Here is a 26,072-nt window from a genome sequence, read left to right on the forward strand (position 1 = left end):
TCCGTGAATCCCGGTAGCGAATATCAGCCGCCGACCACCCCTTACCAGGGGCCGGGCAGGCCGTTCGAGCCGCAGGGACCGCCTCCGACGATGCCGACGGTGCCGTACATGCCGCCACCGCAGGGGCCGCCGCCACCGCCACGGCGGCCCTCCTGGCTGCTGCCCACGCTGGCCGCCGCGCTGGTGGTGTTGGTGGCGGCCGGCGGCGTGGGCGCCTATCTGGTGTACGGCAAGGTCTCCGGCTCGTTGTTCCCGGCCACGACCGGGCAGCCGTCGTCGTCGCAGCCCCCAGCGGGCGCCGCGAAGGGGCCCGACGTGTGCGCCATGTTGCCCAAGGAGGAGGTCGACCGGCTCGTGCCGGAGGCGACCGTGACCAAGTCCTCCAGGGAATCCGACGCCACGGTCACGTTCAGCTGCAACTGGGTGAACCGCAACATCTCGTTCGGCGAGTTCCGGCGCGAGCGGGAGATCGACGTCAGGATCGAGCAGTGGAAGCCCGAGGGCGCCAAGACCGGCAGGTCACTCGCCCAGGGCTCCTACGAGATCGACTACGGCGGCGGCAAATACGGCGAGACCGCCAAACCGACGCTGGACCCAGGCGAGAAGATGTACGTCTCCCCGGTCAAGGACATCCCGGGCGTGGGCGACGGCGCGTTCGCCCAATACACCTGGAGCCGGGACAAGAAGCTGATGTGGTTCGCCTACGGCAAGGCCCACGCCCGGGTCGGCGACATGACGATCGAGCTGAAGTACCAGGCGGACCAGCAGCGCAAGGACGCGCAGATCCTGTCCAACGACACCGTGCAGGCGATCACCGAGGAGAACGCGATCCGCGAGGTGAGCGGCCTGATCGCCTACTTCGCCAAGGGCGCGGCCGCCTGGCAGGCGAAGAACCCCAACGTGCTGGCCCAGCCGGAGCCGTCGCAGAGCGCGAGCGCGACCAGCGCACCGCCGGAGCCCTCCCCGTCCGTCCTGCCCTCCTTCCCCGCCGACTGCACCGCCTTGACGGAGGTGGCCACCCGGTTGGTGCCGGATCCGGAAACGCGGGCCCGCGGCACCACGATCGGGGCCGACAGCCAGACGGAGTGCCGCTGGCTCAACAAGAACCTGCCCGGAGGCGAGGGGATCATCAAGATCCGCAGCGCGCTGATCACCGTGCACCGGTTCACCAACCGGGCGGGCGGCGTCGACGAGGCCTCGGCCAAGGGCTACTACGCGAGCCGGCGCGGCTCCGACCAGCATATGGCGCAGTCATCGATGGGCGGCATCACCTGGGGCAAGGTCGCCGACGTCGAGGGGCTGGGCGAGCAGGCGTACCGGCAGTTCGTCCAGACCAGGGGGCGGGGCGAGGTATCGGCGTCCTCCGGGTCGGTGCTGATGCGCAAGGGCGCCGTCGTGGTGCGGGTGGACTACTCGGGGCACCAGCGGCCCGAGGGTGAGCCGACGAACTCACCCAAGGTCAAGCTCATGACCGAGAAGGACGCGCTGGGCGGCGCGCTCACGCTGGCCAGGGCGTACATGGCCGAGCTGGACAAGCAACCGGCGGGCGGTTAGGCGGGGGCGTCGCGCAGCCGCTCCACGCGGATGCCGCGCAGCAGCAGCTCCGACACCACCACCGCGGCCAGCAGGCTGACGAGCAGGGCGGCGCCCACGACGAGTGCGACGGGCGCCGCCGCCACCTCGTGCGGCAGCGGCGGCGTGACGGGCGGCTCGGCGAACTGCGGGATCCTGCCGAGCGCCGCCCCGGCCGCCACGAGGCCCGCGAGCAGCCCGGCCAGCGTGCCCGCGGCCACCGTGATCACCTGCTCCAGCAGCAGCGCCACCCGTCAGCGCCGCCACCCGCGCTCCTGATGCCTCCAGCGCGGCCAGCTCGTACCCGCGTCTCCTGGCCGCCGTTTAGAGCGCCAGGACGGTGCGCCCGAGCGCCAGCGCGGCTGCCGCCAGCGCGGACACCAACAGCAGCAAGAGCGCCGGCCCCGGCCCCTGGCCGGCGTAGGACGCGGCCAGGTCGGCCGTCGTCCGCCGTGACACCACCGACAGCCCCTGCCGCTCCAGCGCTCGATCACCCGATCGCAGCGCTCGGCGACCTCGGGGTCGTGGGTGGCGATCACCAGCGTGGTGCCCTCGTCCGCCACCGCCAGCAGCTCGTCCAGCACGACGGCGCGGTGCGTGGCGTCCTGCTCGGCCGTCGGCTCGTCGGCCAGCAACACCCGGGGCCGCAACGCCAGCGCCCTGGCCACCGCGACCCGCTGCTGCTGCCCGCCCGACAGCTCCTCCACCGGGTGATCGGCGAACCTCGCCACCCGCAGCCGCTCCAGCGTCACCGCCGCAAGCCGCATGGCCTCGCGCGGCGCCCGCCCGGCCGCACGCAGCGCGACCTCGACGTTCTCGGCCGCCGTGAGCAGGCTCAGCATCCCGTACGACTGGAAGACGAGCGCCAGCCCGGCCCGCAGCTCCGGCTGCTCGTCCAGGGGCACGCCGCCGACCAGGACCCGCCCCGAGGCGGGCGGGAGCAGCCCGGCGAGCGTGGTCGGCAACGTCGTCTTGCCGGAGCCCGACGGGCCCATGAGCGCCACGCGCTCGGCGCGGTCGAGCTCGAGGGTGAGGTCTTCGATGATCGTGCGCCCGCCTGCCCGGCAGCTGAGCGCGCGGCAGGCGAGCACCGGTCCAGGCGCCACTCGCGGATCATCCTCCTGACCAGTGATCCACGTCAACGGTTAATAAGGCTGCAACCGGGTTGCAAGTGAGACAAATACTGTTATTTCTGCAAGCACTTGAGCCGCGCGATCCGAGTTTGTCCAGTACAGGGGCATGGGCAAACCAAGGGGATCACGCGGCTCGCTTCGTTTCCGTCACGTGTTGCGTGCTGAGCGGTCCAGGAAGGGCTCCAGCAGGCCCGGCACTGCGCGCGAGGCCAGGTCCAGACCGTCGCCGCGGCCGACATCCACGACGTCGTAGCGCCCGTCGCCGGCGGCGGTGGTGGCCGACACCGTCAACAGGCCGTGGCGCCGCTGGAAGAGCGACTCGGTGATGGTCCAGCCGGAGATGCCGGCGCGGTCGAGCGCCACCGTACGCCGGACCACGGAGCCGGTCCGCGTGATCAGGTGCCGTCCGCCGAGCGCATGCCCGAGGCTCCTGGCGCTCTCCGCGGCCAGCCATAACCCGAGCGGCAGCGCCACGGCGGGCGCCGCCCAGACCCAGGCCCGCACCCACGCCCACGGCACCAGCGACGACACGGCGGCCGCGCCTGCCGCCAGAACGAGCACGGTCACCAGAGCCCGCCCGATCCGCCTGCGCCTGGCCGCCGGGGGATGCGCCGCGAGCCCACTCCCCACCCCGGCACCCGTCCCCAGCTCGGAGGCTGTGCCCGGCCCGGGGGTGGTGCTGGGCCGGGGGGACGCCGGGGCGGGGAGGTTCGTGCGCGCGATCTCGGCGGCGAGGCGGCCGGCGACGGCGCGGGGGAGTGGCGGGGTCAGGGCGGCGACGTCCTCGGTCTCGTTCTCGCCCGCCTTGCCGAGCCCGGTGGCGATGGCCTTGACGCGCGCCCCGCCGCCCAGCCGGAGCAGCAGCGGCTCGCTGATCTCCACACCCCGCAGACGACGCTCCTCCATCGTGAGCGACCGGGCGGTCAGCAGGCCGCGGCGTAGCCGGAGCCGCCCCGGCTCACGTTCCAGCCGGTAACGCCCCCACGACTCCGCGAACAGCAGCCCGGCCCCCAGCGCCCCCACAGCGGCGTTCGCCACGAGCAGCAGCGGGACGGTCACCACCGGCCGCGCGGTCACCCAGCTCCACAGTCCCTCGGCGACCTCTGTGGTGAGCACCTTGACGCCGATCGTGTTGAGCCCTTTGTAGGCGAGGCCCAGCACGACCGCCGCGCCCGTGAACGTCCACACCGACAGCGGCGCATACCTGATCCACGACCACTTGAGCTCCGCCAGAGGCGCGTCCACCTGCGGCCCCGCGACGGCGCCGCGCAGCAGCGTACGGCGCAACGTCTCGGCGTCGTGCCTGGTCAGCGGATCCAGGCGAAGCTCGTCGTCCTCGGCCGAGCGCTCGCCCGTGCCCACCTTGACCACGGTCAGCCCGAACGCTCGCAGCACCGGATCGGCCCGCAGGTCCACGCTCCGCACGCGATCGCGCGGGATCGAGCGGCGCTGCCGCACGGCGATGCCCGAGCGCAGTTCGAGCCGGTCGTCGGTCAGGCGCCAGCGGGTCGTGCGCAACCTGATCACGTCGTACGCCAGCACCCCGGCGACGATCAGCACCGCGGCCCCCGCACACACCGCCACGACGCCGGCGACCGGCCAATCCCGGGTGGTGAGGAACCGGACGAGCCCGAGCACGGCGGGCACCGCGAACGCCGATGACTTGACCGCCGACGCCCCCAGGCTGCGGCGCGCCGGCCGCTGCCAGTCCTGGCCCCAGCCCGCATCCTGCTCGCGCCGTACGGAGATCTCGCTCATGTGGCGTCACCGGGGGTGGCCTGAGTGCTGGCGGTCAGGCGTTCGGCCAGGTCGGCGGCCAGCGCGTGGTCCAGAGCCTCGATCTTGACGGCGCCCGCCGACGACGCCGTGGTGACCGTGACGTCCGCCAGCCCGAACCATCGCTGCACCGGCCCCCGCGCGGTGTCGATCCGCTGGATCCGTGACATCGGCGCCACCTTCCAGGTGTGCGTCAGCCAGCCCTTGCGTGTGTAGACCGCCTCCTCGGTGACCTCCCAGCGCTCCACCCGGTAGGAGGCCCGCGGCGCCACCACCGCGAGCACCAGGCAGCCCACGGCGAACGCCGCGACCACCATCCCCAGCCAGACCGGCCGGTCGGTGAACACCCAGTACGACACCACCGCGCCGGCGGCGACCGGCACCATGAGGATCAGCCACTGCACGGTCCACCACGGGATCGCCCGCGGATCGGCCTGGTGGCGCGGCGGCCGCAGCGACGTCGTGCTCATTCGCCCGCCTCCGCCTTCTTCGCCGAGTCGGCGACCGCCAGCAACACGAAGCCGAGCACGCCGATCACGATGCCCGCGAACACCTCGTACCCGTCGAGGAACGCCAGGTGGTTGACCACGATCAGGCCCTCGGCCCACCGCCACCACCCGAGCAGGGCGTTCACCAGACCGCCCACGCCCTGCAGAAGCAGCAGCCAGCCGAGCACCTTCAATACCTCTTCCATGGTGAAGAGCCTTCCGAACGGCCGGCGGCGCCCGCGTCGGCCAGAGGTCTCGCCCGGCATCGACTTTGGTCGGTGTCGCCGTGCCCAGGGGAGGGCCTAACCTCGGTGCATGTGACGCGAGCGCGAGGCCGGGACGACCTCGTCCCCGAATACCGGTGGGCGCTTCCGTCGGTGTTGCTCGGCGACGGCCGGGAGGGCCGCCGGGTGCGGCGCTCGTTGCGCGACTGGATCGTCGACATCGCCATGTTCCTGATCGCCTGCGGCATCACGCTGCTCGGACTGGAGGAGATCCAGCACGATCCGGAGCCGCTCATCGCGGTCGAGCAGGTCATGGGCGCGCTGTCCTGTGTGGCCGTCTGGCTGCGGCGCCGCTGGCCGGTCGGGCTCGCGCTGGTGACGCTCACGCTCTCGGCGTATCTGGAGCTCGTCGGCGGCGCGTCCATCGTGGCGTTGTTCACGGTGGCGGTGCACCGGCCGTTCAAGGTCTCCGGACCGGTCACACTGCTGGCCCTCATCACCCTGGTGCCCTACCTCTTCCTCCGGCCGCAGAGCGACATCGGGCCGCTGGAATGGGGCTTGCTCCTGATGGCCCTCATCCTGACCATTTACGCGTGGGGCATCGTGATCAGGGCCAGGCGGCAGCTCATCTGGTCGCTCAGGCAGCGCGCCGACATCGCCGCCGCGGAGGCCAAGCGGCTCGAACGCGAGCGGATCGCCAGGGAGATGCACGACGTGCTCGCGCACCGCATCTCGATGCTGAGCCTGCACGCCGGCGCGCTGGAGTTCCGCCCCGACGCGCCCGCCGGCGAGATCGCCAAGGCAGCCGGGGCCATCAGGGCCAACGCCCACCTGGCGCTGCAGGACCTGCGCGGGGTGATCGGCGTGTTACGGCACTCGCGGCCGGGCGAGGACGACACCGTGCCCGACCGGCCGCAGCCCACGCTCGCCGACCTGCCGGCGCTGGTCGAGGAGTGCCGGCAGGCGGGCATGGACGTGCGGCTCGACCTGCGGGCGGAGGACGCGCCCGAAGGGCTGGGCCGTAACCTCTACCGCATCGTCCAGGAGACGCTCACCAACGCGCGCAAACACGCGGGCGGCGTCCCGGTGACCGTCACCGTGGCGGGCGCGCGTGGCAAGGGCCTGTCTGCGGAGGTGCGCAACCCGCTGGGCTCCCGCCGCCCCCTGCGGCTTCCAGGGGCGAAGGCGGGGCTCATCGGGCTGACGGAGCGGGCGGAGCTGGCCGGCGGCACACTCGAGCACGGCCCCACGCCGGACGGGGAGTTCGTGGTACGCGCCTGGCTGCCGTGGCCGGTGGAGACGACATTGGAGGACGCATGACGACACCCGCCGGCGGGCCGATCAGGCTGCTGATCGTCGACGACGATGCCATGGTGCGGGCCGGGTTATCGATGATCCTCGGCGGCACGGGCGACATCGAGATCGTGGCCGAGGCCGGCGACGGTTCCGAGGTGCCGCCGCTGGTGGCCGAGCACCGGCCCGACGTGGTGCTGATGGACATCCGCATGCCCGGCGTCGACGGGCTCACCGCGACCGAGGCGCTGCGGGCGACGACGTCGCCGCCCGAGGTGGTGGTGCTGACCACGTTCCACGCCGACGCGCAGGTGCTGCGGGCGCTGCGGGCGGGGGCGGCCGGATTCCTGCTGAAGGACATCGCGCCCGGTGATCTGGTGCAGGCGATCAGGAAGGTGGCCGCGGGGGAGCCGATCCTGTCGCCGGCGGTGACGCGGCAGCTGATCACGCACGTGTCGGACGATGGGGCCGGGGAGCGTACGGACCGGGCCAGGAAGCTGCTCGGCCGGCTCAGCGAACGCGAGCGCGAGGTGGCGCTGGCCGTGGGGCAGGGCAGGTCGAACGCCGAGATCGCGCGGGAGCTCTACATGAGCGTGCCCACGGTCAAGGCGCACGTCTCGCGCATCCTGACCAAGCTGGACCTCAACAACCGGGTCCAGGTGGCGCTGCTGGTCTACGACGCTAACGGGTGAGCAGCTCCTCGATCGTGGCCCGGTGCAGCACCAGGTCGTCGGGGTCGTCCGGGACCGGCTGCTCGCCGAAGTGGATCCTGCGCTGCCACACCCGGGCCATGATGATCCCGTGCCGGAGGGCGGCGTACATCTCGTAGAAGCCCATGTCGCGGGGCTGATAGCCGGTCAGCTCCTGATATGTCCGGCAGACGTCGTCCTGCCGCATGAACCCCGGCATCCCCGGGAAGCCCGCCCCGGCCGTGAGGTCCTGGAAGAACCGGTGCAAGAAGATCATCCAGGACAGGTCCAGCTCGGGCGGCCCCACGGCGGCCATCTCCCAGTCGAGCACCGCGACGGGGGTGAAGTCCTGGAACAGGATGTTCCCGATCCTGGCGTCGCCCCAGCACAGCACGTCGGGCCCGGGGTCCTCCGGCCAGTGCCACTCCAGCCAGTCGAAGGCCCGCTCCAGCACGGGGATGCGCCGCTCGCCGTGGGCCCACCGGTAGTACGCGTACTGCGCCTCCACGTGCGCCCGCAGCCCGCCCGTCCCGATCGCGGACAACTCGTGCGGGGAGAGCGGCGCCCGGTGCAGCGCGGCCAGGATCCCGACGCTGGCGTCCTGCAGCCTGCGCTGGTCCTCGGGCGGGGCATCGCACAACCACCCGCCGAACGTGTACGGCATCACATCCGGCGGCACCTCGCCCTCGGCCTGCTCCATCACGAAGAACGGGGTGCCGAGCGGGCCGGGATCCGGCTCGAACCAGAGGGCCCTGGGCGCTGGAATTCCAGCTTTTTGCCTGGCCAGGCGCATGACGTCGAACTGCGCCCGCAAATCATACGAAGGAAAGACCGGAACGGCTTCTCCCGTTGGCGCCAGCCTTGCTACGCAGCGCGTTCGCTCCTCACCCCAGGTGGCGGTGAAGAACACGGTCTCGCTTGACATGCCGTTGCTCGTCGGTCTGGACAGTTCGGACACCGAGGCGTCGTGGCCGACCCTGCCTCGAAGCCAGATAGTCACGCGTTCGCGCAGTTCGTCCAGGTCACGGGTGGATGTACGCATCTGTTCGGTCATGGCCGGCCTCCCGGGTCGACAGGCGCCCCGGCACAGTCGTACACCCCCAACCAAGCGCTCGTCCATACGCAGGTGGCCGTTACGGTCAGGTACGCGGCAGCCGTACCCTTGTCTGAAAGGGCATGTCACGAAGGGACAAGTGGGATGAGTTCAGCCGGTGAAGGCCTGTCTCGCCCGCTTCCCGAGCAGGTACGACTCAACGTCGTCGACCTGGCGGCTCAGGTTCTCGGGACGTTGCCCGCTGTCTCCATACCGCCCCCTTTGCGGGGCATCGCAAAATTCGACCCGCGAAAACGGGCCAAGCTCGGCAGCGCGCCCATCGCCGCGCAGCTGGAGAACGACAAGAAGTTCCGCGAGCTGGTCGCCGAGTCGGTGGCCGCCGGATGGCCCGAGCTAGTGTCCTCGCTCGCCGACGGCAACGTGCCGCCTGCCGCCGATCCCGTGCTCGTGGCTGCGGCGGCCTACCTCACCCGGCCGCCCGGCTGGGAGGAGATGATCGAGCTCGCCCGCACCGACCTGGAGCAGTCCGCCGTCGCGGCCGAGGGTACGGAGCGCGAGGAGGCGGTCTCGCGGCTGCGCGAGCAGCTCGCCGCCCAGAAAACCGCCGCCAAGGAGGAGGCCGACCGGCTCCGCGAGCAGATCAAGCTCGCCCGTGCGGAGAACTCCGACCTGCGGCGTAAGCTCCACGACGCCCGCGAGCGGGCCAAGGCGGCGGTCGCGCGGGCCGAGGAGATGGAGCGCGCGGCCGAGGAGGCCAGGTCGGCCGCCGTGGCCGCGGGCAGCGCGGGTGAGTCCGAGCTGCGGCGGTTGCGCGAGCGGCTGGCCGACGTGGAAAAGCAGCTGGAGGCCTCGCGCCGGGCCGCCCGCGAGGGCAGGAGCATCGAGGACGCCCGCATCAGGGTGCTGCTCGACGCGCTGCAGGACGCTTCGGCCGGGCTGCGCAGGGAGCTCGCCCTGCCTACGACGATCAGCAAGCCCGCCGACTCGGTCGCCGCCGTCACCGGCGAGCGGCCCGGCGTGCGCGCGGTGCCCGCGCGGGCGCTCGCAGACGACGACCCGCAGCTGCTCGACCAGCTGCTGGCGGTGCCGCAGGTGCACCTGGTCATCGACGGCTACAACGTCACCAAGACCGGCTACGGCACGCTCACGCTCGCCGACCAGCGCAACCGGCTGATGACCGGGCTCGGCGGGCTGGTCGCGCAGACCCGGGTCGAGGTGACCGTGGTGTTCGACGGCGCCGAGCTCAACTCTCCCGTTCAGGTGGTCGCGCCCCGCGGGGTGCGGGTGCTGTTCAGCGCACCGGGGGAGACCGCCGACGACCTGATCCGCCAGCTCGTACGCGCCGAGCCGTCCGGCCGGGCCATCGCCGTGGTGTCGTCGGACCGCGAGGTGGCCGAATCCGTCATGCGGATGGGAGCCAGACCCGTTCCGTCTGCCTTGCTGCTGCGCCGCCTGGGCCGCGCCTAGATTACGAATTGGTTCGTTTGGGGGTAACCCCACTCGCCACTTCTGTACTATTTCGCCCCAGATGTTATCCCTGGGAGGCGACGCAGTGAGGTTTGGCCGGGTGCCGGTGGCCGCGGGTATCGCGATCGGGCTGGTGCTGTCCCCCATGGGAGCGGCCGTCGCTGATCCCAAACCCACCCTCAGCCAGGCGAAGGCCAAGCTCGAAAAGCTCAACGACAAGGCCGACAAGGTCGTCGACCAGTACAACACGGCGACGGAACGCTACAAGAAGGCCAAGAGCACCTACGGCAAGCTGAACGACAACTACAAGCGCAAGCTGGAGACGGTCGCGGACCTGCGCGCCCAGGTGATCAACATCGCCGTCGACACCTACCGGCTCGGAGGCGACGTCACTTCCTGGCCCGGGCTCGTGGGCGCGGACAACCCTGACGACTTCCTGGCGCGGATGGCGTCGGCCGGGCAGATGTCGAAGGAACGGGCGGAGAAGCTCGCCGCCTTCGACCGGGAGAACCGCGGGCTCAAGGCCGAGCGCGACAAGGCGCAGGAGGCGCTCGAGGCGGCGGAGAAGGAACGCGACGCGGTCGAGAAGGAGCGCGCGGAGATCCTCAAGCTGATCGCCGAGCAGAAGAAGATCCTGAGGAAGCTGGGCGCCTACAACCCCGGGAACCCCAACAGCGTCGGCATCAAGTACACGGGGCCGGCGTCGGGGAACGCGGCGGCGGTGCTGAAGTTCGCGTACGCGCAGGTCGGGAAGCCGTACGTGTATGGGGGTACGGGGCCTGGCGGGTGGGACTGCTCCGGGTTGACCCAGGCGGCGTGGCGGGCCGCGGGTGTTTCGCTTCCTCGCACGACGTGGCAGCAATGGGCGTGGGGGGCCGGCCGGAAGGTGGATTTGAACGATCTGCAGCCTGGTGACCTCATCTTCAGTGAAGGGCTGGGGCACGTCAGCATCTATGCCGGTAACGGGGAGATCGTGCACGCGCCGCAAACCGGGGACGTCGTCAAGATCGTCAAACTCTCCTCCTACGGCCGCAACCTCCAAGGCGCCGTCCGCCCATAACCCACCCCCACCGTGGTCGCTTCGCTCCGCCCCGGCCTGATCACCCCGCCCTCTGCCCCGGCCTGGCCCGCGTCACCTGGCCTGTTCGGCTTCGCCTGGCCTCTCCCTCCGCCCTGACGCGGTCGGCCCGGCCCGTTCGGCCTGCCTGGCCTGGTCGTCAGCCCCGCGACCTCACCGGCCCGTCCCTGCCTCAGGGGGCCGGCCTGGCGTGGCATGCCTCGGTCTGGTCGGTCCTGCGTCGGCTGGCCCGGCCTGATCCGCCCCGCCGCCCGGCCTGCGACCCGCCCCAGCCTGAGGGCTCAGCTGTCTGCGCGTGGGCAGCGCAGCGTTGGGTGGTTGTGCGCGGGCAGGTGCCCTACTCGTCGCGTCTCTGCCTGACTCGCCCCGCCAGACCTACAGTCCTGGCGCTGTGCGCGCGGGTGGACCGCAGGGCTTCGTGGTCGTGCACCTGGCCGCTGGCGTTGGCGCCTGCTGATGTGCCGGCCGCGGGACCCGCTCATGGCGCGGGTGGCGGCGAAGTCAACATGGTCAGGAAGGCGGAGACGGCCGGAGGGCGGTCCGATGGGGGGAGGGTGGCGGCGAGGATGGTGCGGGAGGGCAGGGACGGCGAGGGTGTCAGGAGCCGGATGTCGGGGCGGATGGCCGAGTAGCCCGCGATCGACGGATACAACATCACGCCCACCCCCGCCGCCACCAGCCCCTGCCTGCCGTTCCAGTCGTCGCACACGTGGCTGATCCGCGGCGCCCGGCCCAGCGCCGCCTCGAGCCGGGCAATGGGGCCGAGGCAGTCGGGATGCGTGCCGTCGATCCACGGATCTTCCGCCAGGTCCAGCAACCGCACCCGGCGCCCCTTCGCCAGCGGATGGGAGACCGCCAGCGCGACCAGCAGCTCGTCCTCGTGCAGCGGCGTGAGGACCACCCCGGCCGTCCCCGGAGGGCCGGGCGTGTCCCAGGAGGTCAGGAGAGCGATGTCGGCCTCACCGTCCAGTACAGCGGCGCACGGGTCATGCTCGCCGGAGCGGACTGTGAGGGAGAGCTCGACGTCGGGATGCCGGGCCGCGAACGAGCGGAATCGGTCGGGAAGGTAGCTGGTCGCCGCGCTCGGGAACGCCGACACCCGGACCCGCCCCGCCTCGGCCGTCGCGAAGGCCCGCATCCGCGTCTCGAAGAGCCTCATCCCGCGGAGCACCTCGTCCGCCTGCTCCAGCGCCGCCCGCCCGGCATCCGTCGGCCGGACGCCACGCGGCAGCCGTTCGAACAGCCGAACGCCCGTGTGCCGCTCCAGCGTGGCGATCTGCCGGGAGACGGCGGGCTGCGTCATCGACAGCTCCTCGGCCGCCGCCGAGAACGACCCCAGCCTCCCGACCTCCACCAGCACCTTCAGCGACCAGAGGTCAAGCATGCACTCAGCTTATGGGTTCCATGCCCAACCCGCAGTGGTGTGCATGGCTGGGGCCGGTCATGCTCGGCTCTATGGAGACAGAGACGGTGGACAACCACCAGTACGCATGGCTGAGTGAGGTGCTCCCGAGGGAGCCGCAGCGGGTGCTGGACGTCGGGTGCGGGCGTGGCGAGCTGGCGGCCGAGTTGATGAGGCGCGGCCACGAGGTCACCGCGATCGACATCTCGCAGGAGGCCGTCGACGCGGCACGGGCCGCAGGGGTGCCGGCCATCCAGGCCGACATCGTGAAATATCCGGACGTCGCCGCCCCCGGGCCGGATGCCGCCGCCCCCGGGCCGGATGCCGCCGCCCCCGGGCCGGATGCCGCCGCCCCCGGCCCGGATGCCGCCGCCCCCGGGCCGGGCGGCGCCCACCCCGGGTCGGCTGTCCGCGGCTACGACGACGGATCGTTGTTCGATGTGGTCGTCATGTCGCTCTCGCTGCATCACCTGCACCCGCTCGAGGCGGCGCTGGACCGCGTGCGCACGCTGCTCGTGGACGGTGGACTCCTGCTGGTGGACGAGTTCGCCTGGGATTGGGCCGACCGGGCCGCCGCCACATGGTTCTACGACGCCGGATCGTTGCTCGCCGCCGCCGGTGTGGCGGATTTCACCCGCGAGCCCGGCCGCATAGGTCATGATCCGGTCGAACGGTGGCGCGAGGCGCACGCGGACCACACGCCCGCGGCCGAGATGCTCGCCGCCCTCGAGGAGCGGTTCGAGGTCACGAGCGTGCGGCGGGAGCCGTACCTGTCGCGATATCTCGGCGGAAAGCTGGCAGAGGGCGGCAGCGCCGACATCGTCGAGGAGCTGTGGCGCATCGAACGGGACCGCCTCGCTGCGGGAGCGCTCCCGCCCACGGGCTTCAGGATGACCGCGCGGACGATGTGACCAAAGTGACAATTGTGACCTTACACGACCATGTGCCGTCAATTGTGAGAAGGGTCACAATCGCATAACTGAATCTGGCGTTCCAGCAGGGGTTTTAGCCCTGACTGGACCCTTTGTCGGATCTTTACAACCTGACTCGCGCTTTGCCGATCCTTGACGTTTCGGCGTAGCTTCTGGCGTCGCGGTGACACGCCATGCCGCCGCGAACTCACATCGGTCCCTCCGATGTGAGCCAGACAAAGATCCGCCGGTCGCCGCCGTACGTCCCCTTGTCGAACAGAACATCGGACGGCGACCTGCCGAGTCCGTGCAGCCAGGAGGCACGGAGCCGGGGAACCATCGATCCCTTCACGGGATCAGGGGTGAATCGGCGCGTATCGCGCCGTAGGGCGACTTCCAGGCCCGAATCCGTCAGCTAACCCGGTAGGCGTTCGTGGAAGACCCAAGGAGAAATCCTGTCTACCTCCCTGCAAAACCCTCGTCTGTCCCGTATTGCCCTGAGTGGCGTAGCGCTAACCATGACCGTGACGGCCGGAGGTTTGATCCTCCATGCCCCGGCGGCGCAGGCGGCGACGACCAGCGATGCGGCCGGCACCTCCACGGCTAAGGCGGTTTCCGTCGCCAAGTCCGCGAAGTCGGCCGCAGCACTCAGGATTGCCCGGCAGAAGGCGAAGGCCGAAAAGGCCGTCGCCGCGGCCAGGAACCAGATCGGTGACCCGTACCGGTATGGGGCCACGGGCCCTGGTGCGTTCGACTGCTCCGGCCTGACCCAGTACGCCTGGAAGAAGGCCGGGGTGAAGATCCCCCGCGTGGCGGCCAGCCAGTTCGCCGGCATCAAGCGGAAGGTCTCCTGGAAGAATCTCCAGCCAGGCGACCTGATGTTCTTCAGGGGTCTCGGTCACGTCGGCATGTATGTCGGCAACGGCAAGATGCTCCACTCCCCGCGGACAGGTGAGCGGGTGCGTGTCGACAAGCTGAGCAGCTGGCGCAAGGCGTCCTTCGTCGGCGCGGTTCGTCCCGGCTTGTGAAAAGAAAGAGGGTCCCGATCTCATCGGGGCCCTCTTCTTTCTTTCTCTCTCTTTACGGCAAGCCACCTTCCCCCAACCGCCGCACAGGGCTGAGGGCCTTCCAGGGAGACGCTTTCTGAGCCCTTCACCGGCGGGCCGCCGTGACGACGCCCAGTGGGCCGTCTCAGTGGCACAGCGGCCCCGGCTACGATCGGGCATCGTGTCCGAGCAGGTGAGCCGACGAGCCGTGGTGGCCGGACTCCTGCTCCTCACCCTCGCCCCCGCCAGCGCCCCGGTCCCCGAATCCCCCTTCCTTCCCCCGGAAGCACGCGACCTGTGGCGCGAGGGCGTCGTCCTGGCCCGCGGAACGCGTTCCCTCGTCGTCGGCCACCACGCCCCGCCCGGCACGCTCGACGAGCTGGCGCGGCGGGCCGACACGGCCGGGCGGCGGGTCTCGGACGTCCTCGGGCGGTCTGTGCGGCCGCTGGTCGTCGTGCCCGAGTCCGCCCGCGAGGCGGCCGGGCTGGCCGGAGTGGAACGGGTCGACGGGCTGGCCGCGGTGGCCGACGGCGGCCGGGTGATCGTCGTTCCCGAGGTCTTCGCGCGGCTCAACGCGACGGGGAAGGATGTCGTGCTCGCGCACGAGCTCACCCATGTCGTGGCGGGCACCGGGGACCTGCCCGTCTGGCTCTACGAGGGGTTCGCCGATTACGTGGGCTACCGGGACGCGGGGCTGCCCGTGCGGACAGCCGCCGCCGAACTGGGCGACGAGGTGCGGGCCGGGCGGGTGCCGAGCGAATTGCCCGGGCCTGCGGCCTTCGCGGCGGATGGCGGGGACCCTGTGCGGCTCGCACGGGCGTACCAGGAGGCCTGGCTGGCGTGTCGCTTCCTCGCCGATCGGTTCGGTGAGGAGACGCTGGTGAGGTTCTACCGTGAAGCCCAGGCGGCCGGCGTCGATCGGGCGCTCGCCTCGCTCGGGCTCTCCGCGGCCACGCTGACGGCACGGTGGCGCGCGTACGTGCGGGACCAGCTCGCGTAAGAGGGGGAGGCAGATGAGCGAACGGCACGACACGGACGACGCAGGACCAGAGACGGCGAGGCTTGCAGGCCCGGTGTCGACGGGCGATCCCAGCGCGGGCCATGACCGCAGTACGGGCGGGGATCGCAGCGCGGGCGGTGACCGGAGCGCGGGTGACGATCGGAGTGCGGGCCACGACCGGAGCGCGGGCGGAAGCGCCCGGGGGTGGCGGGGTGCGGGGGACGATCGGGGGCCTGGCGCGGGCCGGGGCGGTGGGCAGGATGCCGGTGGCGGAGGAAGGCGGTTGCGGTGGGAGGCGGCGGTCGCGGCGACGCTGCTGGGAGCCTTCATCCTGGCCGTGGCCGCCTTCACCACCCCCTGGCAGGTGCTGGCCGCCGGGCCGCCCGACCCGGCCCGCGACTTCACCGCCGCCCAGATCGCCAGAGCGCAGGCGTTCGACGCGGTCACCACCCTCCCGAGCTACCTGTCCCTCGGCCTGACGATCATCATCATCGGCGTCCTGGTGGCCACCCCGATCGGGGCGAAGGCGGTGGGCCGGCTGAGGGGTCCGTGGTGGTTGCGGGTGATCCTGGGCGTCGTCGTCATCACGGCGATCACCGAGCTGATCCGGTGGCCGCTCGCGATGTGGTTCGAGACGCTGCTGCGCGAATTCGGCCTGTCCACCCAGGACTGGGGGTCCTGGACCGTCGACCAGCTCAAGAGCACGGGCGTGGAGACGGTCATCGCCTGCCTGATGCTGCTCGTGCTCGTCGCGCTGGCCCGGAAGCTGCGGCGCTGGTGGATCCCGGCCGCCGTGGGGGCCTTCGCGCTGGCGGTGGTGGCGTCGTTCGTGTATCCCGTGGTGTTCGAGCCGCTGTTCAACGAGTTCACCCCCATGCAGCAGGGCTCGCTGCGCCAGAACCTGCTGGCCATGGCCGCGCGGGACGGCGTGCCCGTGGAGGATGTGCTGGTGGCCGACGCCTCGCGCCGGACGACGGCGCTCAACGCGTACGTCTCCGGTTTCGGCGCCACCCGCCGCATCGTCGTCTACGACACGCTGCTCAAGGCCCCGCAGCCGGAGGTGGAGCTGGTGGTGGCGCACGAGCTGGGCCACGCCAAGGACAACGACGTGCTCTCCGGCACGCTCCTCAGCGGCCTGAACGCCGCCTTGGGCGCGGTGCTGCTGTTCCTGGTCTTCGACCGGCTACGCCGCCGTGTCGGCGTCACCTCGATCGCCGACCCCCGTGCGGTGGGCGCGGTGATGGGCCTGTTGAGCCTGGGCTCACTGCTCATCGGACCCGCGGAGAACGTGGTCAGCCGCCACGTCGAGGCCCGGGCCGACGTCCACGCCCTGGACCTCACCAGGGACCCGGCCACGTTCATAAAGATGCAGAAACGCCTGGCAGTGACCAATATTTCCGACTTGTCGCCGGATGCGGTGGAATATGTGCTCTATGCCTCGCATCCCACGAGCCCTCAGCGCATCGCCATGGCCCGCGCATGGGCGAAGCTGAACGGCATCCCGGTGCCGTGACCAATGTGGTCATCGTCACCAACGACTTCCCGCCCAGGCCGGGCGGCATCCAGTCGTTCGTGCACGGGCTCGCGCTGCGCACACCGGGCGTGACCGTCTACGCCCCCACCTGGCCGGGCTGCGCCGACTTCGACCGGCGCCAGCCGTACCGGGTGGTGCGGCATCCGACCCGGCTCATGCTGCCGACCCCGGCCGTGGCGCGCCGCGCGGCCCGGCTGGTGGCCGAGCACGAGGCGGGCACCGTCGTGTTCGGGGCCGCGGCGCCGCTCGGCCTGCTCGCGCCGCACCTGCGCAGGGCGGGCGCGCGGCGCGTGGTGATGCTCACCCACGGCCACGAGGCGTCGTGGGCGAGCGCGCCGGGCTTCCGCACCGTGTTGCGCAGGATCGGCGAGCACGCCGACGTGGTCACGTATCTGGGGGATTACACGCGGCAGCGGCTCGTCGCGGCCGTCCCGCCGGCCAAGCTCGTACGGCTCGCGCCCGGCGTGGACGCCGGCCTGTTCCGCCCCGACGCGCCCAAGGCCGAGCTGGGCCTGCAAGGGAGGCCGGTGGTGGCGTGCGTGTCGCGGCTGGTGCCGCGCAAGGGCCAGGACCAGCTCCTCAGGGCCTGGCCTCAGGTGCTGCGAGCGGTGCCCGACGCCGTCCTCCTGCTGGTCGGCGGCGGGCCCTACCGGCGCACGCTGGAGCGGCTGGCGGCCGGGCACGAGTCGATCAGGTTCACCGGCACGGTGCCGGCCGCGAGCCTGCCCGGTTACTACGCGGCCGCCGACGTGTTCGCGATGCCGTGCCGTACCCGGTGGGGCGGGGTGGACGTGGAGGGGCTCGGGATCGTGTTCCTGGAGGCGTCGGCAACGGGCCTGCCGGTGGTGGCCGGCGCGTCGGGCGGCGCGCCCGACGCGGTCAGGCACGGCGAGACCGGGCTCGTGGTGGACGGCACGGACCCGGAGGAGATCGCGCAGGCCGTCGTGGAGCTGCTGAACGACCCGGACAAGGCCCGCAAGATGGGAGCGGGCGGCCGCGAGTGGATCGCCGCCGAGTGGTCGTGGGAGCACGTCGCGGCCCGCTTCCAGAGCCTCCTCTAGCCTTTGGTGGAGCCGAGCGTGAGCCCGGCCACGAACTGCTTGTGCAAGAGCTGGAACACGATCAGCGTCGGCAGCGCCACCAGCACCGACCCGGCGGCCAGCAGGTTGTAGTCGGTGAAGAACTGGCCGCGCAGGTTGTTCAGCGCCGAGGTGACGGGCAGCTTGTCGCCCGACGACATCAGCACCAGCGCCCACAGGAAGTCGTTGTACATCCAGGTGAACTGCAGCGTGGACAGCGCCGCCAGCACCGGCCGGCACAGCGGCAACGTCAGCCGCCAGTAGCGTTTCCACACCCCGGCCCCGTCCACCAGCGCCGCCTCGCTGATCTCCTCCGGGATCGTGCGCATGAAGTTGGCCATGACGAAGACGCAGAAGCCGAACTGGAAGGCCACGTGGATGAGGATCAGCCCGAGGTAGGAGTCGTAGAGCGACTGCGAGTCCGACAACCACGCCGGCAGCGGGATGAGCGTGTAGAGGGTGTAGAGCGGGGTGATGAGGACCTGCGGCGGCAGCAGGTTCCCGGCGGTGAACACGATCAGCAGCGTCTTGCGGCCCGGGATGCGCAGCCGCGCGATCGCGAACGCCGTGAACGACGCCATGAACAACGTGATCAGCACGCCGGGGATCACGATGATCAGGGTGTTGAGGTAGTAGCGAGGCAGCTCGGCCTGGCTCCACGCCTCCCCGTAGTAGTCGAGCGTGAGGTGCTCGGGCAGCGAGAAGTAACCCAGCCGGGCGGTCTCCTCGTAAGGCCGCAGCGAGGCGTACACCGCCAGCGCGAGCGGCACCAGCCACCCCAGTGCCACCAGCACCAGGAACACGTGCAGCAGGATCCGGAGCGGCCGGACCGGCCGCCGTGAGGGCGAGCGCTGCGACTCGGCCGGGGGAGCGGCGGGCGGTGCGGTGAGCGTCATCGCCCCTCCTCCCTGAACAGCTGCGACAGGTACGTGACGATGAACCCCAGCGAGATCACCAGCAGCACCACCGCGATCGCGGAGCCGAACCCGATCCTGCTGGCCTCGCCCACGATGTTCTCGGTCACGAGCACGGACAGCAGTTCGAGCCCGTTCCGGCCCTTGTTGATGGCGTAGACGATGTCGAAGGCCCGCAGCGCCTCGATCACCGTGATCACCAGCACGATCACGTTGATCGGCCGCAGCGTGGGGAACACCACGCGGAAGAACGCCTGCCGCTCGTTGGCCCCGTCGATGGCCGCCGCCTCCTTCAGCGCCGGATCCACGGCCTTCAGCCCCGCCAGATAGATGATCATGACGTAGCCGACGTGCCGCCAGGCGGCCGCCACCATGACGACCCAGATGTTGATCGAGCTGTCGCCGAGCCAGTCCACGGTCAGCCCGGTCACCGCGTTCAGCACGCCGTAGTCGGAGGAGTAGACCAGCTGCGCGATGAAGCCGACGACGGCCAGCGACAACACGACCGGCATGTAGAGCGCGCTCTGGTAGAACCGTGACAGCCGCAGCCGCCGGTCCAGCAGCACCGCGCAGAACAGCCCGAACGGCGTCGCGATCAGCCCGAGGAAGCCCAGCCACAACACGTTGTTGCGGATGGCCGACCAGAACGGCGGATATTCGGCGGCCAGGTCGTGGTAGTTCTGCCCGCCCACCCACTCGATGGGGCCGATGCCGCCCCAGTCGGTGGCGGACAGCCCGATGGAGGCCAGCGTGGGCCCCCAGATGAGGCCCACGTTGACGATGACGGCCACCCCCAGCCCGATGACCAGCACGGTCACGTCGCGGCCGGAGTAGCGACGGGTCTTGACAGCCATCAGCGGAAGATGTTGGCCTTCTGCTTCTCGATGCTCGCCAGCAAGGAGTCGATCTCGTTGGGCTTGCTCACGAACGACTGCAGCGACGGGATCATCACGGTGGAGGCGAAGTCCGGCCGCGTGTCGCGGTCGAGGAACTGCGCGATGTGCGTGGCCTTCGACACCAGCTCGGCGCCGCGCTTCTGCAGGGCGCTGTAGCCGGAGGTGTCGGCCTTGGAGCTGGCCGCGAGCGTGCCCGGGTCCAGCTTGGTGGCGATGTTCTGCGAGGAGGCCTGGGCCAGGTGCTTGAGCAGCGCCTTGGCCCCGTCCACGTTCTTGGCCTTGGCGGAGATCATGTAGCCGTCGATGGGGGCGTCGATCGAGTCGGTGCCGAACTGCGGGTTGATCTCGGGGAAGGTGAAGAAGTCGAGGTCGTCGCGGTCGGCCTCGGGGAACTGCTGGGCGACGAACATGCCGAGCAGGTACATCCCCGTCTTCTTCTGCGCCAGCGACTGCCCGGCCTCCTGCCAGGTACGCCCCAGCGCCGCGGGCTGGTGGTACTCCATCAGCCCCCGCCAGGTGTCGAACACCTGCCTGACCCGCGGATCCGTCCACGACTCCTTGCCGCCCATGAGCGAGATGTGGAAGTCGTAGCCGTTCGTGCGCATGTTGAGGATGTCGAACGTGCCCATCGCCGGCCAGCCGTCCTTGTCGGCGAACGCGATGGGGATGATCCCGTCGGCCTTCATCTTCTTGGCCAGCGCGGTGAACTCGTCCAGCGTCGCGGGCGGCTCGTACCCCTTCTCCTGCCAGACGCTCTTGCGGTAGAAGACCGCCCACGGATAGTACGTGGACGGCACGAAATACTGCTTGCCGTCGACGCCCGTCGACTGGTCCTTGAACGCCTGCGTGTAGTCACCGCCGATCTCCTGCCACACGTCCGAGATGTCGATGGCCAGTCCCTGCTCGGCGAAGAACTGCATGCGGTAGCCCGCGAACCAGGTGAACACGTCGTCCGGCGTGCCCCTGAGGTACCGGTTGATGTTCTCCTGGAACGTGTTGTGGTCGACAGTGTTGATCTTGACGGTCGCCTGGGTGAAGGCCTTCACCTGGGTGTCGAGGGACTTCTTCGGGATCTCGTCGGAGGCGTTCGAGCCGAGGGTGACCGTGCCGAGGTTGCCGCCGGAGGCCGAGCCGCCGCCAGGGGCGGGGGAGGGAGTGTCGGACCCGCATCCGACGAGGGCGGCGGGGACGCCGAGCGCGGCGGCTCCGAGCAGAAGATTGCGGCGGGATATCGGCAGTCGTTGGGCCATGGGGGTTCCTCCTAGCCGGACCCTTCAGATTCCCCCGAGTTCGCTCACCTTCATTCATGGAAAAGCCAACATTTCGGACTGTCAACGCACGGTTTCATGACGAATCAGCCACAGTCCCGACGTCACGGCCGTGTCATCATGCGATCGAGAATGATGTCGGAATCTGTTGGGATCTGGTGGTGCGATGCTCGCCCCGCAGCGTCAGCAGGCGATTCTCGAGCTCGTCAGGCAGCACGGCGGCGTCCGGGTGATCGAGCTGGTGCGCGCGTTCGGCGTCTCCGACATCACCATCCGCCGCGACCTGGAGATGCTGGCCGAGCGTGGCCTGCTGGCCAAGGTGCACGGCGGTGCCACGACGATCGGCTCCACCGACGAGCCCGGTTTCGCCCTCAAGTCCGTTCGCCAGGAAGAGGAGAAACAGGCCATCGCCCGCCACGCCGCCGCCCTGGTGGACGCGGGGACCGCGGTGGCGCTGTCGGCGGGCACCACCACGTGGGCGCTCGCGCACCGCCTGGCCGCCGTCCCGGCCCTGACCGTCGTGACGAACTCGGTGCGCGTGGCCGACGTCTTCCAGCACTCGGGACGGACCGACCAGACGGTCGTGCTCACCGGCGGCGTGCGCACTCCCTCCGACGCCCTCGTCGGTCCCGTCGCGGTGACGGCGATCCGCCAGCTCAACGTGGACCTGCTGTTCCTCGGCGTGCACGGCATGACCCTCAGGGCCGGCTTCACCACCCCGAACATGATGGAGGCGGAGACCGACCGCGCCCTCGTGGAGGCCGCCGGCCGGCTGGTCGTGCTCGCCGACCACACCAAGTGGGGCACGGTCGGCATCAGCACCATCGCCCGGCTCGGTGAGGCCGACGTGCTCGTCTCCGACGCCGGATTGCCGCGGCCGGCGAGGGAGGCGCTGGCCGAGCAGGTCGGCGAACTCGTCATCGCCGATCCCGGCGCGGGGGCGACGCCTACGACTTAGCCTGACGGTCATGAGCTCCACGCGCCGCAGCATCGCGGAGGCCGCCGGTTTAGTCTGGCACGCCGGCCCCATGCGGGCGGTGTGCCACGCGCTCGTCACGTTCGTCCAGGCCGCACTGCCGGTCGCGGTCGCCTGGCTGACCAAGCTGGTGCTGGACGAGCTGGTCCGCGGCGCCACGGTCGCGGAACTGGCCGCGCTCCTCGTGCCGCTGGTGGTCGTCGGGGTGGCCATCGCCGCGTTGCCGCAGCTCAGCGCGTACATCGGGGCGGAGCTGGGCAGGCGCGTGTCGACGTACGCCCTCGACCGGCTCTACGTCGCCATGGAGCGCATCGTCGGCCTCGGCCCGTTCGAGACGCCCGCGTTCCTGGACCGGCTCCGCCTGGCCTCGCAGGGCGGCACGATGGCGCCCGTCTTCGTCGGCAGCGCCTTCGGGCTGGCCAGCACCGTCCTGACGATCGGCGGGTTCATCGGCTCGGTCGTGATCCTGTCCCCGGTGATGGCCGTCGTCGTGCTGGTCGCCGGCGTCCCGGCGCTGATCGCGCAGATCGCGCTGGCCAGGAGGCGGGCCAAGCTGATGCTGGAGCTCGCACCCGTGCAGCGCCGCGAGTTCTTCTACTCCCACCTGCTCGGCAGCGTCGAGGCGGCCAAGGAGGTGCGGCTGTTCGGGCTCGGCGCCTTTATGCGCGCCCGCATGCTGGCCGAGCGCCGCACCGCCGACCGGGCCCACCGTGCCCTGGAGCGCAGGGACCTGCTCGTCGAGGGTGGCCTGGAGCTGCTGGGCGCCCTGATCGCCGGGGGCGGCCTGATCTGGGCGGTGCTCGCCGCCAGGACCGGGACGCTGACCGTCGGCGACGTGTCGATGTTCATCGCCGCTGTGGCCGGGCTGCAGGGCGGGCTGTCGGCGCTGGTGAGCGGCATCGCCTCCACGCATCACCAGCTGCTCCTGTTCGGCCACTACGCCGACATCGTGCACATCGAGCCCGACCTGCCCGTCGCCGCCGACCCGGAGCCCACCCCGCCGCTGAGGCAGGGCATCGAGCTGCGTGACGTGTGGTTCCGCTACGCCGACGACCTGCCCTGGATCCTGCGCGGCGTCACACTCACCCTCCCGTACGGCAAGGCCGTCGCCGTCGTCGGGCTCAACGGCGCCGGCAAGAGCACCCTCGCCAAGCTGCTGTGCCGCCTGTACGACCCGACCCGCGGCTCCATCCACTGGGACGGCGTGGACCTGCGCGACCTGGACCCCGCCGGGCTGCGCGCCCGGCTCGGCGCGGTGTTCCAGGACCACATGACGTACGACTTCAGCGCCCGCGACAACATCGCCGTCGGCGACCTGAGGGCGCTCGACGACCTGGACCGGATCAAGGCGGCGGCCATCCGGGCCGGCGTGGACGACGCGATCAGCGCGCTGCCGGACGGCTACGACACGGCGCTGACCAGAATGTTCGTCTTCACCCTCAAGCGCGGCAAGCAGCCGTCCACCGGCGTCACGCTGTCCGGCGGCCAGTGGCAGCGGGTGGCGCTGGCCAGGGCCTTCCTGCGGGACCACGCCGACTTCATGATCCTGGACGAGCCCAGCTCGGGGCTGGATCCGGAGGCGGAGCACGACGTGCACCTGCGCATGCGCCGCTACCGGGCCGACCGGACGAGCCTGCTGATCTCCCACAGGCTCAACGCGGTGCGTGAGGCGGACCTGATCGCGGTGCTGGCGGACGGGGAGATCGCCGAGCAGGGCCGCCACGACGAGCTGATGGCCGCGGACGGGCTCTATGCGCGGTTGTTCCGGATCCAGGCCAGCGGCTACCAGGACGAGGCCGTGCCAGGTCCCGGCGCCCTCCCGGACGGCTTCCCCGGGGCGCTGCCCCTCCCGAGGCCTCCCGACCTGCCCTAACGGCTGCTGTAGAGCTCGTCGATCTCCTTGGCGAAGTCGCGCATGACGAGGCCGCGCTTGACCTTCAGCGTCGGCGTCAGGTGCCCGCTGTCCTCAGTGATGTCCCGGTCCAGGATCAGGAACTTCTTGATCTGCTCGGCCTTCGACACCGACAGGTTCGCCCGGTCCACCGCCGTCTGGATGTCCGCCTGCACCTTCGGGTCCGCCCGCAGCTCGGACACGGACGATCCGGCGGGCACGGCCTCGGGATCCAGGGTGACGAGGGCGGCCACGAACGGGCGGCCGTCGCCGATGATCATTGCCTGGGAGATCAGCGGATGGGCGCGCAGCGCGTCCTCCAGCGGCCCCGGCGCGACGTTCTTGCCGGCCGCGGTCACCAGGATCTCCTTCTTGCGCCCGGTGATCCGCAGGTAGCCGTCGGCGTCCAGCTCGCCCACGTCGCCGGTGTGGAACCAGCCGTCGGCGTCGATCACCTCGGCCGTGGCCTCGTCGTTCTTCCAGTAGCCGGGGAAGACGTGCCTGCCCTTGGCCAGGATCTCGCCGTCGTCGGCGATGCGCAGGGTGACGCCGGGCAGCGGCTTGCCCACCGTGCCGATCTTGTTGGCGCCCGGCATGTTGACCGAGCACGGCGCGGAGGTCTCGGTCAGGCCGTATCCCTCGAAGACCTCGATGCCGACGCCCTTGAAGAAGTGGCCGAGCCGCTCGCCCAGGGCGCCACCGCCGGACACGGCGGCCGACAGCCGCCCGCCGGTGGCGGCCCGCAGCTTGGAGTAGACCAGCTTGTCGAACACCGCCCGCTGCAGCCGCAGCCCCAGCGGCGCGCCGCCCGAGCTCTCCGCGCGGCTCCAGGCCACCGCCACGTCCACGGCGCGGGCGAAGATCTTGCCCTTGCCGCCCGCGATGGCTTTCTGCTCGGCGCCGTTGTAGACCTTCTCGAACACCCGCGGCACGCCCAGCAGGAACGTGGGCTGGAAGTCCTGCAGGTCCGGGGCGACGTTCTTCATGTTCGGCGTGTGCGCGATGATCGCGCCCGCCTCCATGAGCACCACCTGGATCATCCGCGCGAAGATGTGCGCCAGCGGGAGGAACAGCAGCGCCGATGGGTCCTTGCGGGCGAACAGCGGCTCCAGCGGCCCCCGCAGCACGTTGAGCGCCGTGAACAGCAGGTTGTCGTGGGTGATGCGGCACCCCTTGGGCCGGCCTGTGGTGCCGGAGGTGTAGACGATCGTGGCCAGGTCGGCTCCGGTCACCCGGGCGCGCCGCTCGTCCACCTCGGCGTCGGCGATGTCGCCGGTCTCCAGTGTGCCGTCGACGCGCCACACGGACTTCAGTCCGGGCGCCGCCGCGCGCACCGTCTCCTCGTGCCCGTCCAGCTCGACGAACACCGCCTTGGCCTCGCTGTCGGACAGGATCCAGGCGACCTGCTCGGCCGAGGACGTCTCGTAGATCGGCACGGTGACCGCGCCGATGGACCAGATCGCGTAGTCGACGAGGGTCCACTCGTAGCGGGTGCGCGACATCAGCGCGACCCTGTCGCCATGCTCGATGCCCACCGTGATCAGCCCTTTGGCCACCGCGACCACCTGGTCGCGGAACTCCGACGCGGTGACCACCGGCCACCCCGCGTCGGTCTTGCGGCGCATGATGACGGCGCCGGGCTCCTGCTCGGCCCGTCGGAAGACGGTGTCGGCCAGGCTCGCCGAGGCGGGCACGTCGACCAGGACCGGGACGCTGTACTCGCGCACGAACTCAACTCCTCTTCGGGTGACGCCGCGACGCTACCGCGTTAAGTTACGCGTCGGTAGCCCTGTCATGTACGCCCGGCATGGGCGATTGCTTGGGGGTGAAAGTCCCCTGGAGGAAGAGGTAGTGCTAACTCCGAGCCGGAGGCAACTGCGTCGTCGTGAGGCGAGGTGGGGAGGAAGCCCGAGGCGAAACCCTGCACCGAGGAACGCGAACCGCGTATGAGGCATGCCAGCTGGGGTGAGCCTGCATGCTACGGCGAAGCCCGTCACTGCCAAGACGGCTGGTGTGTAAACGCGGCGGTTGCAGGGGGAAAGTGATCGTTCTTATCCGGGGAGGTCTGTCCGGGTGTCGGTTGTGCTGTCGTTGTCGCCGCGCCGACGGTGGTCATCGTGAGGTGGGCACTGACCGGGCAGAAGTCAGCAGAGGTCGTAGTACCGGTGAGGGGAACGGACAATCAGCCGGGAAGGACCGAACGTCAGGTAGAGCGGGTGAGGGTGAGGTGCTCGTGCCGGTCGCGGTGATCGCAGCCATCTCGCGTGTGCGGGCCCGTGGTGGGAGGGGCCGGTGCATCCGGTGAGTACCACGACGGAGCGTAGCGGCAGGTCGGCGCCCTTACCGGAGTCCGTGATCCCGGGCCTGGGGGTCTCGTTGTG

23 protein-coding genes and 1 riboswitch are annotated in these 26,072 nt (G+C 70.8%); of the genes, 12 read left to right on the plus strand and 11 right to left on the minus strand.

The genetic code is table 11. The features are described 5' to 3' along the window. The first annotated feature begins 3 nt into the window (after positions 1 to 3). Positions 4 to 1,554 (plus strand): hypothetical protein, encoded by a 1,551-nt coding sequence (locus EDD27_RS08420; protein ID WP_127931878.1) that lies wholly within the window; start codon positions 4 to 6, stop codon positions 1,552 to 1,554. On the opposite strand, the gene EDD27_RS08425 is transcribed toward EDD27_RS08420, so the two are convergent. The 5 genes from EDD27_RS08425 to EDD27_RS08445 form a co-directional block, all read right to left on the minus strand. After that, entirely contained in the window at positions 1,551 to 1,823 is a 273-nt protein-coding gene (locus EDD27_RS08425) for a hypothetical protein (protein WP_127931879.1), read from the minus strand. The two genes, EDD27_RS08420 and EDD27_RS08425, sit on opposite strands and share 4 nt — an antisense overlap. Positions 1,824 to 1,826: 3 nt before the next feature. Then, positions 1,827 to 2,678, minus strand: coding sequence for an ATP-binding cassette domain-containing protein (locus EDD27_RS55405; RefSeq protein WP_206641314.1), 852 nt, complete (start codon positions 2,676 to 2,678; stop codon positions 1,827 to 1,829). A 174-nt stretch (positions 2,679 to 2,852) separates the two neighbouring features. Further along, entirely contained in the window at positions 2,853 to 4,463 is a 1,611-nt protein-coding gene (locus tag EDD27_RS08435; RefSeq protein WP_127931880.1) for a PH domain-containing protein, read from the minus strand. After that, a complete protein-coding gene (locus EDD27_RS08440) occupies positions 4,460 to 4,951 on the minus strand; it encodes a PH domain-containing protein (protein WP_127931881.1) in 492 nt (163 codons plus the stop codon). Before EDD27_RS08440 ends, EDD27_RS08435 begins: the two co-directional genes overlap by 4 nt. Then, positions 4,948 to 5,175, minus strand: a complete 228-nt coding sequence (locus EDD27_RS08445) for a hypothetical protein (protein ID WP_127931882.1) — start codon at positions 5,173 to 5,175, stop codon at positions 4,948 to 4,950. Before EDD27_RS08445 ends, EDD27_RS08440 begins: the two co-directional genes overlap by 4 nt. 111 nt (positions 5,176 to 5,286) lie before the next feature. On the opposite strand from EDD27_RS08445, the gene EDD27_RS08450 reads away from it, so the two are divergent. Together EDD27_RS08450 and EDD27_RS08455 are read left to right on the plus strand one after the other, a co-directional pair. Then, on the plus strand, positions 5,287 to 6,513 hold the full coding sequence (locus tag EDD27_RS08450; protein WP_127931883.1) for a sensor histidine kinase: 1,227 nt from the start codon (positions 5,287 to 5,289) through the stop codon (positions 6,511 to 6,513). Beyond that, positions 6,510 to 7,178: a response regulator gene (locus tag EDD27_RS08455; RefSeq protein ID WP_127931884.1), complete on the plus strand. Its 669-nt coding sequence runs from the start codon at positions 6,510 to 6,512 to the stop codon at positions 7,176 to 7,178. The genes EDD27_RS08450 and EDD27_RS08455 overlap by 4 nt, the downstream gene beginning before the upstream one ends. Here the strand turns inward: EDD27_RS08455 and EDD27_RS08460 are convergent. After that, positions 7,168 to 8,229, minus strand: a complete 1,062-nt coding sequence (locus EDD27_RS08460; RefSeq protein ID WP_127931885.1) for a phosphotransferase family protein — start codon at positions 8,227 to 8,229, stop codon at positions 7,168 to 7,170. The two genes, EDD27_RS08455 and EDD27_RS08460, sit on opposite strands and share 11 nt — an antisense overlap. Before the next feature lie 144 nt (positions 8,230 to 8,373). Here EDD27_RS08460 and EDD27_RS08465 point away from each other — a divergent pair, with 144 nt between their 5' ends. Both EDD27_RS08465 and EDD27_RS08470 read left to right on the plus strand, forming a co-directional pair. After that, complete coding sequence (locus EDD27_RS08465) at positions 8,374 to 9,696, plus strand: NYN domain-containing protein (protein WP_127931886.1); 1,323 nt, start codon at positions 8,374 to 8,376, stop codon at positions 9,694 to 9,696. Between the two features lie 85 nt (positions 9,697 to 9,781). Continuing rightward, positions 9,782 to 10,756: a C40 family peptidase gene (locus EDD27_RS08470; protein ID WP_241563919.1), complete on the plus strand. Its 975-nt coding sequence runs from the start codon at positions 9,782 to 9,784 to the stop codon at positions 10,754 to 10,756. Positions 10,757 to 11,252: 496 nt separating this feature from the next. Here the strand turns inward: EDD27_RS08470 and EDD27_RS08475 are convergent, their stop codons facing one another. After that, the gene (locus tag EDD27_RS08475) at positions 11,253 to 12,158 is read right to left on the minus strand and encodes a LysR family transcriptional regulator (RefSeq protein WP_127931887.1); all 906 of its coding nucleotides are present in this window, start codon (positions 12,156 to 12,158) and stop codon (positions 11,253 to 11,255) included. 71 nt (positions 12,159 to 12,229) lie between these two features. Here EDD27_RS08475 and EDD27_RS08480 point away from each other — a divergent pair, with 71 nt between their 5' ends. The 5 genes from EDD27_RS08480 (at position 12,230) to EDD27_RS08500 (ending at position 17,728) form a co-directional block, all read left to right on the plus strand. After that, positions 12,230 to 13,087 carry a class I SAM-dependent methyltransferase gene (locus tag EDD27_RS08480; RefSeq protein ID WP_206641315.1) on the plus strand — a complete coding sequence of 286 codons (858 nt, stop codon included), beginning with the start codon at positions 12,230 to 12,232 and terminating at the stop codon, positions 13,085 to 13,087. Positions 13,088 to 13,374: 287 nt separating this feature from the next. Further along, positions 13,375 to 13,532: riboswitch (cyclic di-AMP (ydaO/yuaA leader) on the plus strand. Positions 13,533 to 13,605: 73 nt separating this feature from the next. Continuing rightward, positions 13,606 to 14,115, plus strand: coding sequence for a C40 family peptidase (locus EDD27_RS08485; protein WP_127931889.1), 510 nt, complete (start codon positions 13,606 to 13,608; stop codon positions 14,113 to 14,115). Between the two features lie 199 nt (positions 14,116 to 14,314). Then, a complete protein-coding gene (locus EDD27_RS08490; RefSeq protein ID WP_127931890.1) occupies positions 14,315 to 15,133 on the plus strand; it encodes a gluzincin family metallopeptidase in 819 nt (272 codons plus the stop codon). 283 nt (positions 15,134 to 15,416) lie between these two features. Continuing rightward, a complete protein-coding gene (locus tag EDD27_RS08495; RefSeq protein WP_241563920.1) occupies positions 15,417 to 16,646 on the plus strand; it encodes a M48 family metallopeptidase in 1,230 nt (409 codons plus the stop codon). Continuing rightward, a complete protein-coding gene (locus EDD27_RS08500) occupies positions 16,643 to 17,728 on the plus strand; it encodes a glycosyltransferase family 4 protein (RefSeq protein ID WP_127931892.1) in 1,086 nt (361 codons plus the stop codon). Before EDD27_RS08495 ends, EDD27_RS08500 begins: the two co-directional genes overlap by 4 nt. On the opposite strand, the gene EDD27_RS08505 is transcribed toward EDD27_RS08500, so the two are convergent. From EDD27_RS08505 to EDD27_RS08515, 3 genes are read right to left on the minus strand one after another with little or no spacing between them, the layout of a single operon-like run. Further along, positions 17,725 to 18,642, minus strand: coding sequence for a carbohydrate ABC transporter permease (locus EDD27_RS08505; protein ID WP_127931893.1), 918 nt, complete (start codon positions 18,640 to 18,642; stop codon positions 17,725 to 17,727). The genes EDD27_RS08500 and EDD27_RS08505 overlap by 4 nt on opposite strands. Beyond that, positions 18,639 to 19,514, minus strand: coding sequence for a carbohydrate ABC transporter permease (locus EDD27_RS08510; RefSeq protein ID WP_127931894.1), 876 nt, complete (start codon positions 19,512 to 19,514; stop codon positions 18,639 to 18,641). The genes EDD27_RS08505 and EDD27_RS08510 overlap by 4 nt, the downstream gene beginning before the upstream one ends. After that, complete coding sequence (locus EDD27_RS08515; RefSeq protein WP_127931895.1) at positions 19,514 to 20,806, minus strand: ABC transporter substrate-binding protein; 1,293 nt, start codon at positions 20,804 to 20,806, stop codon at positions 19,514 to 19,516. Before EDD27_RS08515 ends, EDD27_RS08510 begins: the two co-directional genes overlap by 1 nt. 184 nt (positions 20,807 to 20,990) lie before the next feature. Here EDD27_RS08515 and EDD27_RS08520 point away from each other — a divergent pair, with 184 nt between their 5' ends. Together EDD27_RS08520 and EDD27_RS08525 are read left to right on the plus strand one after the other, a co-directional pair. Next, complete coding sequence (locus tag EDD27_RS08520) at positions 20,991 to 21,782, plus strand: DeoR/GlpR family DNA-binding transcription regulator (RefSeq protein WP_127931896.1); 792 nt, start codon at positions 20,991 to 20,993, stop codon at positions 21,780 to 21,782. Positions 21,783 to 21,792: 10 nt separating this feature from the next. After that, positions 21,793 to 23,673 carry an ABC transporter ATP-binding protein gene (locus EDD27_RS08525; RefSeq protein ID WP_127931897.1) on the plus strand — a complete coding sequence of 627 codons (1,881 nt, stop codon included), beginning with the start codon at positions 21,793 to 21,795 and terminating at the stop codon, positions 23,671 to 23,673. Here the strand turns inward: EDD27_RS08525 and EDD27_RS08530 are convergent. Next, the gene (locus EDD27_RS08530) at positions 23,670 to 25,418 is read right to left on the minus strand and encodes an AMP-dependent synthetase/ligase (RefSeq protein WP_127931898.1); all 1,749 of its coding nucleotides are present in this window, start codon (positions 25,416 to 25,418) and stop codon (positions 23,670 to 23,672) included. The genes EDD27_RS08525 and EDD27_RS08530 overlap by 4 nt on opposite strands. Positions 25,419 to 26,072 lie beyond the last annotated feature (654 nt).

Origin of the sequence: Nonomuraea polychroma (genome assembly GCF_004011505.1) — a bacterium.
Classification (GTDB): Bacteria; Actinomycetota; Actinomycetes; order Streptosporangiales; family Streptosporangiaceae; genus Nonomuraea; species Nonomuraea polychroma.